A 7,502-nucleotide genomic window follows, 5' to 3' on the forward strand; every position below is an offset into this window, starting at 1 on the left:
CCGCACAACGGCCGCGCCAGGCGCCGTGTCGATGCCGAACAGGTATTGCGCGGCTGGGCCCGGCGCCGCAGCGGACGCCTGGCGATCCTGCGGGTGCCGGGGATTTACGCCGCCGACCGGCTGCCGCTGGCGCGCTTGCAGAAGGCGACCCCGGCCTTGATCGCGGCCGACGACGTGTATACCAATCACATCCATGCCGATGACCTGGCGCGCATCATCGTGGCAGCGGTTTTCAAGGCCGCGCCCCTGCGCGTCTACCATGCAAGCGACGATTCACAGCTGAAGATGGCGGAATACTTCGACCTGGTCGCCCAGGCTTTCGGCTTGCCGCCGTCGCCGCGGCTGCCGCGCGCCGAGATGGAGCAGGTGGTGTCGCCGATGCTGCTGTCCTTCATGTCTGAGTCGCGCCGTTTGCAGAACCGGCGCATCAAGCTGGAGCTGGGCGTGCGCTTGCGTTATCCGGACGTGCCGGCGGCTTTGCCAGCAATGGCTGCGGCCGCAGGGCCAACCGCTCAGCAATAATTCTATGGCAAGCTTCTATATCTGTTTTTAGCATAAGCATAGAAGTTATAAGTTGTTGTAAGACGGAAAGTTGCCCGATAAAGTGAAAAGTAAATAAAAAATCCACTTTATATGCGCTCGCCAACTTAGGCTTAGCGTTGCCGTGCGACGCAAAGGCGCCAATTCCCCATGAAGTTATCGTTCAAGCATGTCAACAAGCAGTTCTCCGGCTTGCCGGTGATCGCCGATTTCAGCCGTGAAATCGAGGAGGGCGAACTGGTCGCCCTGGTCGGTCCGTCCGGCTGCGGCAAGTCGACCCTGCTGCATCTGGCCGCAGGTCTCGGCGCGCCTACCAGCGGCGCGGTTCTGGCCGACGGCCAGGCGATCAAGGGTCCGCATCCCGAACGCATGCTGATGTTCCAGGAAAACGCGCTGTATCCATGGCTGACGCTGGAGGCGAATGTGGCCCTGGCGCTGGAGCTGCAGAAAGTCGGCAAGGCCAGCGCTCGCAAGCAGGCGCGCGACTGGCTCTCCAAAGTCAGCCTGCAAGGTTTCGAGGCTTATTATCCGCACCAGGTCTCGGGCGGCATGCGGCAGCGCGCGGCGTTGGCGCGCGCTTTCATCACCAAACCCAAAGTGCTGTTGCTGGATGAGCCGTTCGGCGCGCTCGACGCACTGACCCGCATGACCCTGCAGGATTCCCTGCGCCAGCTGATCCGCGAAGAACGGCCGACCGTGCTGCTGGTGACGCACGATGTTGACGAAGCCCTGTTCCTGGCCGACCGCATCCTGGTGTTCAGCCCGCGCCCGGCCACGGTGCTGCGCGAGTTCAACCTGAACCAGCACGAGAAAACCCACGATCTATCCGAATTTTCCGCCATCCGGCGGGAAATTCTTTGCCTGCTGGGGATTCACGCAGAGCAAGACGCATTCGCAAAAAAACTTGAGGGAATCGCAGCATGATATTTAACGTCAAACTAAAACGGCTGTTCATCCTGCCGGCGCTTCTGCTGACGCTGGCTGGACACGCTGGCGCCGCCGAAAAATTCAAGATCGGCTATCTGCGTGTCATGGACGATGCGCAGGCGATTGCTGCCTTTGAAGGCGGCTTCTACAAGAAGCATGGCCTGGAAGTGGAACTGGTCGAGTTCAAGTCGGGCACCGATCTGATCAAGGCCATCGTCGGCGGCCAGCTCGATAGCGGCGTGCTGGGTTTCACCAACGCCGCGGCCTGGGCTTCCAAAGGCGCCGACCTCAAGGTAGTGGCCGGCGCCCAGCATGGCTATCACGCGATTGTGGTGCGTGAGGATAGCGGCATCAAGGATGTGACCGGGCTGAAGGGACACACCCTGGCTTCGCAGGCCGAAGGCAGCACCGCCGACACCGTACTGAAAGGCGTGACGCTCAAGAACGCCGGCCTGAAAGCCGACGACGTCAACATCCTCGGCGTCAGTCCGCAGGTGGCGGTGCAATCGCTGGTAGGCAAGCGGGTCGACGCCGCTTTCCTGTTCGAGCCGCAAGCCAGCATCGCCAAACTGGTGGCGCCGGTGAAGCAGATTTATGAAGTCGGCGAAGTCTGGCCCTTCCCCTGCATGGTGGTGATCACTTCCGGCGAAACGCTGGCGAAGCGCCGCGACGCGGTCTGGAAATCGCTGGATGCGCAGCGTGAAGCGATCGAACTCCTGCAGAAAGATCCGGCCGCGGCGTCGAAGCTGATCGCCAGCTATTTCATCGCCGATCCCACCCTGAAAACCCTGAAGCAGGGCGAGCTGCCGCGCGAAACGGTGATCCGTGACGCTATCAAGAGCCAGACCTTCAGCGCCGTGCTGACCGCCAAGGAGCTGGCGCGCATGCAGGAGCTGGCAAATATCCTGCAAGACCAGGGTTCGCTCAAGACGCGCGACGGCAAGCCGTTCAACGTCAATGCCATTATCGATCTCGACTGGCAAAAAGACCGCAAGCTCTGATCGTTGCGCAATCAGCTTTTTTCATTACACAAGAATTGTTTTGGTTTATCTATGAGCACTCAAAGCCGGCTGGTCGGTTATCGCAAAAAACTCGCCATGCTGCTGGCTATCCTGCTGATTTTCCTGCTGTGGCAGATCGCCGCCTGGTCGCTGCCCGATTTCCTGATGCCTGGCGTGCTGCCGGTGCTGGGACGCTTGTGGCAGGAAGCGCTGACGCCGGAATTCCGCACCGCCTTGTGGGGCAGCCTGACCCGGCTCGGCGGCGGTTATGCGGCGGCGATGCTGTTCGGCATCGGCTTTGGCCTGGTCGGCGCGGTGCTGTTTTTCTTCCGTGAAGTGCTGAAGTCGGCCATCATCATCCTGCAATCGATCCCGTCGATCGCCTGGGTGCCCTTGTTCCTGATCCTGATGGGCTTCGGTAACCTGCCGATCATGGTGGTGGTGGCGATGGCGGCTTTTTTCCCGGCCGCGCTGAGCGTCATGAACGCCACCGAAAGCGTGCAGCAAGTGCACGTCTCGGCGGCGCGGGTGATGGGCGCCACGCGCTGGGACATGCTGAAACGGGTGTACCTGCCGGCAGTGATGCCGGAGCTGATCACCGGCGCCCAGCTGGCGTTCGGCAATGCCTGGCGCGCGCTGATTTCGGCGGAAATGCTGATCGGCTTCGGCAAGGGACTGGGACGGACCCTGGCCTATGCCGGCGAAACCGCCGACATGGTCGGCGTGATGACCAACATCCTCGCCATCGCAATCCTGGCGGCGCTGATCGACCAGTTCATCCTGGAAAACCTGAAGCACAGGGTGCTGCGTTATCAATACATATGAGCAGTACGTCTGATCGAGGATCATGAAGCCGCCGTTTTTCTTCCGCCGATTTTTACTGTTGCTGCTGGCCTGCACGCTGCCGCTCAGCGCGACGGCGGCCAGCTTGCAGCAAATCAGGCAGCGCGGCCAGCTGGTGGTCGGCGTCAGCTATGTCGCGCCGGCACATGTCGCCGGCGCAAAATACCGGACTGCAGAAAGTTTCGACACAACCGTCGCCGCCGACCTGGCGCAACGCTTGGGCGTCAGGCTGCACATGGTGAAAGTGACGATGCGGGACCGGCAGCAGCTGCTGGCGCAGGGCAAGGTCGACCTGCTGCTGTTGAACCTGAAGCAGGCTGACGCCGAGGCGCTCGGTGCCAGCACAAGACTGCTGCCGACAGCCTATCAGGCGAACCCCAAACTGATCATGCGCAGCGATACCGATATCAAGCGCCTGGCGCAGCTGCGCGGGCGCAGTGTCTGCGTGGCGCAAGGCGGGACTTACGTCGGCAGCATGGCGGCCGCTTATGGCGCCGTTGAAAAAGTATATAAAGCGCCGGCCGATGCCTTGCTGGCGCTCCGGACCGGGGCCTGCGACGCCGCCGTGCATGACGACACGGTCCTGAACGGCATGCTGGATTTACCCGAATGGAAAAAGTTTTCGGCCAGCTTGCCGCTGCCTGCCAGCCCGGCCACGCTGACTTTTGCGGTAAGGCGGGCCGATACCGGACTGGGCGATTACCTGCAGCAGACGGCCGGTACGCTGGACAGCAGCTACTGGGCCGGCAATCGAAAAAAATGGATCAGCAATGTCGCGTTCGAGGTCTACCTGGACCAGAACGTGCCCGACTGCCACTAGCCACGCCTATTCCCGCCGCTCCCTGCCAATTTGTTTCCCCTGCCACCGGATAGCAACTAGAATCCCTGCTGGATCAAGTCATTTTGCCATCGAATCTACGGAGAAGCCGCCGCATAAAAGAATTTAATGTGGCGGCGTCCCTGCTAGGATTCGATCTGCAAGAGACGTCCCCGGTTTCCCACGCCTGACGATGGGTGCCGATATTAAAAAAACACTATTATTAAAGACAGACGAAAGGATACGCCATGTACGCACGGACCAAACTGATGATGGTTATGTTGGCTGCATTCCCAGCGCTCGTTATGGCGCAGGAGACACAAGTAGTAAAGATCGGTTTCAGCGGCCCGCTGACCGGCCCGCAGGCATCTGCCGGCCGCGACAACCAGGGCGGCCTGGCCATGGCGATCGAAAAGCTCAATACCCAGGGCATGGTAATCGGCGGCAAGAAAATCAAGTTCGAAGCGCAGATGGAAGACGACCAGGCCGATCCGCGCGCCGGTGTCGGCGTAGCGCAAAAGCTGGTCGACATGGGCGTCAAGGCAGTGGTCGGTCCTTACAATTCCGGCGTGACCATTCCTGCTTCGCGCGTCTATAACGACGCCGGCATCGTGATGGGCACCGTGGCCTCCAATCCGAAAGTGACCCTGCAAGGCTTTCACTCGGTATTCCGGGTAGCGGCCAGCGACAGCCAGCTGGGCGGCAAGATGGCGCTGTATGCAGCCAAGGAACTGAAGATCAAGACAGTAGCGATCATCGACGACCGCACCGCCTACGGCCAGGGCCTGGCGGAAGAGTTTTCGAAAGTCGCCAAGGCCAACGGCATCAAGGTGCTCGGCAACGACTTCACCAACGACAAGGCAACCGATTTCACCGCTATCCTGACCTCCATCAAGTCGAAGAAACCGGACGCGATTTTCTACGGCGGTTACTCGCCGCAGGGCGGGCCGATGATGCGCCAGATGAAGCAGTTGGGCGTGAGCGCCAAGTTCCTCGGCGGCGATGGCATTTGCGCGCCGGAGATGGGCCGCCTGGGCGGTGATGCGATTACCGACCAGGTGTATTGCACCCAGGGCGGCGCCATGCTGGACAAGCTGGCTTCGGGCAAAACCTTTGCGGCCGACTACCAGAAGCGTTACAACCGTCCTGCGGAAACCTACGCTGCTTCGTTCTACGACGGCATGATGGTGATCGCACAGGCGATGAAGGACGCCAACTCGGTAGAGCCAAAGCAATACGTATCGGCGCTGGAAAAGATTCACTACAAGGGTGTAGCCGGCTCTTATGAGTTCGACGCCAACCACGACCTGAAGCAATCGCCGGTGACGGTGTTCCGCTTCAAGGGCGGCGTGCCGGAAGCGCTCACCAGCTACTAAGCAGTTAACAAGAAGCAGCGCTGGCGGCCATGCCGCCAGGCGTGTCACAGAAGTAAGGCAGGGCGGGAGGCGCGGCGCGCTTTCCGCCCGCATCAAGATGCAGCTTGAACACCCTCGGCTCTCTCATACAAGATTCCCATGCTAAGTTACACACGAACCATACATACGGTAGATGCGCACACCGGCGGCGAGCCGCTGCGCATCGTTATTTCCGGCCTGCCGCCGGTGCCCGGCAAGACCATCCTCGAGCGCCGCAGCTGGCTCAAGGCGCAGCGCGACGACCTGCGCCAGTTCCTGATGAACGAACCGCGCGGCCATGCCGACATGTACGGCGCCTACCTGTTGCCGCCGGTCACGCCGGCCGCCGATTTTGGCGTGATCTTCATCCATAACGAAGGGTATAGCGACATGTGCGGCCACGGCATCATCGCGCTGGGCAAGGTGCTGGTCGAACTCAATCATGTCGAGCGCACCATGCCGCTGACGCGCATCGGTTTCGATACGCCGGCCGGTTTCATCGAAGCCCAGGTCGAGTGGGACGGCCAGCGCGCCGGCGCCGTTACTTTCCGCAACGTGCCGGCATTCATCTACCGGCGCGACGTCGAAGTCGAGACGCCGAGCTTCGGCAAGGTGACTGGCGACATCGTGTTCGGCGGCGCTTTTTATTACTACATGAACGCCGACCAGGCTGGAGTGAAGATCAAGCCGGAGCAGGTGCGCAGCTTGATACAGCTGGGCGCGGAAACCAAGCAGGCAGTCAAGGACAAGGTGAAAATCCAGCATCCGCTGGAGCCGGGCCTGGATACCCTGTACGGCACCATCATCGACGGCGCGCCGAACAATCCCGGCGCCGACCAGGCCAATGTCTGCATCTTCGCCGACCGCGAAGTGGACCGCTCGCCGACCGGCACCGGCACATCAGGCCGCGCCGCGCAATTGTTCCTGCGCCAGAAGCTGGCGCTGAACCAGGTGCTGGTGAATGAAAGCATCGTCGGCAGCTGTTTCCGGGTGCGCGTGACCGGCACCACCAAGGTCGGGGAGTTCGATGCGGTGCATACCGAAGTCACCGGTAATGCGCACATCATGGGTTTCAACCAGTGGGTGCTGGAAGACAGCGATCCGTTCCCGCAAGGTTTCTTCCTGCGCTAATTGCGCTGATTAATTTGGATGGCCCGATTTTGGATGGACCGATATATGCAAATCCTCGACGCTGAAAGCACCGCCGCCGCTTTGCCTTATGCCGAACTGGTGCCGGCGCTGGTCAAGGTCGCGCAGCAGCTGCGCGAAGGCGAGATCAACGCCCCCGAACGCATGGTGGTGGAAATCGACAAGGCCAGCGTGCTGCTATGCATGCCGGCCGTCGCTGCCGACATCGGCATGACCAAGCTGATCACCGTGCACGCCAACAACGCCCAGTACCAGCTGCCGGCGATCCAGGGCGAAGTGGTGGTGTTCGATGCCGCCAGCGGCCGCCGGCTGGCGCTGCTGCATGGCCCCACCGTTACTGCAAGGCGAACAGCTGCGGTAAGCCTGCTCGGTATTGAAGCTTTGCTGCCGTCAAAACCAAAATCAGCATTGTTGATTGGCACCGGTGTGCAGGCCATCGCTCATGCCGACGGCCTGGTCGAGTATTTCGGCGTCACCGAATTCTGGGTCGCCGCGCGCGACCTGCAAAAGACCCAGGCATTTTGCGAAGCCTTGCAGCAGCGGCATCCGCAGATTGCCGTCAAGGCCATGGCTGCCGCTGCGTTAGCCACCGATTTGCCGCACACCGATGTCGTGATCGCCCTGACCACTTCGCGCACCGCCGTGATACCGGTCGGCATCGCCGCTACTACGCTGGCGATAGGCGTCGGCGCTTTCAAGCCGGACATGGTGGAATTTCCGGCCGAGCTTTTGCACAGCCGCACCGTGGTGGTCGATTGCCTGGCTGGCGCCAAACATGAAGCCGGCGATCTGCTGCAGGCACAGATCGACTGGAGCAAGGTGCGCGAACTG

General features: G+C 61.1%; 7 protein-coding genes and 1 pseudogene. All 8 read left to right on the forward strand.

The window, feature by feature from the left end:
• A pseudogene (locus tag JWQ61_RS05565) lies at positions 1-522 on the forward strand (SDR family NAD(P)-dependent oxidoreductase); the annotation flags it as partial.
• 168 nt (positions 523-690) lie between these two features.
• The gene (locus tag JWQ61_RS05570; protein WP_304359650.1) at positions 691-1,464 is read left to right on the forward strand and encodes an ABC transporter ATP-binding protein; all 774 of its coding nucleotides are present in this window, start codon (positions 691-693) and stop codon (positions 1,462-1,464) included.
• Positions 1,461-2,468: an ABC transporter substrate-binding protein gene (locus JWQ61_RS05575; protein ID WP_304359651.1), complete on the forward strand. Its 1,008-nt coding sequence runs from the start codon at positions 1,461-1,463 to the stop codon at positions 2,466-2,468. Before JWQ61_RS05570 ends, JWQ61_RS05575 begins: the two co-directional genes overlap by 4 nt.
• Positions 2,469-2,519: 51 nt before the next feature.
• Positions 2,520-3,293 carry an ABC transporter permease gene (locus tag JWQ61_RS05580; RefSeq protein ID WP_061541420.1) on the forward strand — a complete coding sequence of 258 codons (774 nt, stop codon included), beginning with the start codon at positions 2,520-2,522 and terminating at the stop codon, positions 3,291-3,293.
• Between the two features lie 22 nt (positions 3,294-3,315).
• A complete protein-coding gene (locus tag JWQ61_RS05585; protein ID WP_304359652.1) occupies positions 3,316-4,131 on the forward strand; it encodes a transporter substrate-binding domain-containing protein in 816 nt (271 codons plus the stop codon).
• A gap of 245 nt (positions 4,132-4,376) precedes the next feature.
• Positions 4,377-5,504 carry a branched-chain amino acid ABC transporter substrate-binding protein gene (locus JWQ61_RS05590; RefSeq protein ID WP_304359653.1) on the forward strand — a complete coding sequence of 376 codons (1,128 nt, stop codon included), beginning with the start codon at positions 4,377-4,379 and terminating at the stop codon, positions 5,502-5,504.
• A 138-nt stretch (positions 5,505-5,642) separates the two neighbouring features.
• A complete protein-coding gene (gene lhpH / locus JWQ61_RS05595) occupies positions 5,643-6,653 on the forward strand; it encodes a trans-3-hydroxy-L-proline dehydratase (RefSeq protein ID WP_304359654.1) in 1,011 nt (336 codons plus the stop codon).
• Positions 6,654-6,698: 45 nt separating this feature from the next.
• The coding region (locus JWQ61_RS05600) for a delta(1)-pyrroline-2-carboxylate reductase family protein (protein ID WP_304359655.1) at positions 6,699-7,502 on the forward strand (804 nt) is incomplete at its 3' end.

It is taken from the genome of Collimonas fungivorans (assembly GCF_028292705.1).
Lineage (GTDB): Bacteria > Pseudomonadota > Gammaproteobacteria > Burkholderiales > Burkholderiaceae_D > Collimonas > Collimonas fungivorans_B.